Source organism: Flavobacterium fluviatile (assembly GCF_010645065.1).
GTDB classification, from domain to species: Bacteria; Bacteroidota; Bacteroidia; order Flavobacteriales; family Flavobacteriaceae; genus Flavobacterium; species Flavobacterium fluviatile.
Map to the genome: position 1 here is coordinate 1 of NZ_JAADZW010000088.1, position 935 is coordinate 935.

A 935-nucleotide genomic window follows, 5' to 3' on the forward strand; every position below is an offset into this window, starting at 1 on the left:
TAATTAATTTAAGTTGCTAGTTAATCGATTTGTTCAACTGAAGTCCAAAGACAAATAAAGTAAGCTTTATCAGAAAGCCTTCTAGCGTAACTGCATGTATTGTTCTTGGGAACATTTTCTTTATGTCGCTTATTGTTGTTTCTACTCTTTTTCTCATTTTGAGTTTTTCTTTTTTTTGTTCCAAAGTATCTATTCTCTTGGCGTTTGATTTACGTTGAATTTTCAGAAAGATACATTTTCGCTCTAATGCAATGTCTTCCAATCCATAATCAGTATATGCACTATCTCCGTACAATGATGCTTCTACAGGCAATTTATCGATCATTTTTCCCAATGCCTTTGCATCACCAGTTTTTCCAGGCGTAAAATGAAATGCTATTGGAATTCCATCTTTTGTCGTGAGCAACTGCACTTTGACCCCATAAAAATAATTCCGCATGCTAGCCGTATAACCTCTCCATTTTTTATCTGTGACAATCCTACAGTTGGCTATGCGCATATTATTGCATACGGCAACAGGAAACGAATCAATGATGTATTCCATTTCACAACAAAAATCTTTAAAATATGAACTTACTATCTCGAATAATTCATAAAGCAAATGACCAACCTTGTGTAATCGCCTGTTAAACCTGCTAGTATCAACCATGTTGGGAATAAACCCGTATTGCTTCATAAATTTTATCGATGACGAATGATTGCCATAAAAACTTATCGATGAAACAATCGCTGTCAGAATGATTTCACTATCGGTAACCTGTCTTCTTACATCTTCTACATGATTAATTCCTTGCAAAATATCATCTATTAAACAAAAAATTGATATAATTTTGTCTTTACAAAGCATTGGTTCTGTTTATTGGTTCGCAAAACAAATTTACTTAACCTCTGCTTTGTTTTTTTATGCTATCCCAACTAGCAACTTGAATTAATTA

At 33.3% G+C, this 935-nt stretch carries 1 protein-coding gene; it reads right to left on the reverse strand.

Annotated elements, in window-relative coordinates; genetic code table 11:
• Window positions 1–16 precede the first annotated feature (16 nt).
• On the reverse strand, window positions 17–847 hold the full coding sequence (locus GXM17_RS21390; protein WP_163401540.1) for an IS982 family transposase: 831 nt from the start codon (window positions 845–847) through the stop codon (window positions 17–19).
• Between the last annotated feature and the right edge of the window lie 88 nt (window positions 848–935).

What these genes read in the sequence shown, in the direction of transcription:
- GXM17_RS21390 (WP_163401540.1), bottom strand. Translation starts at nt 847, where the DNA reads ATGCTTTGTAAAGACAAAATTATATCAATTTTTTGTTTAATAGATGAT.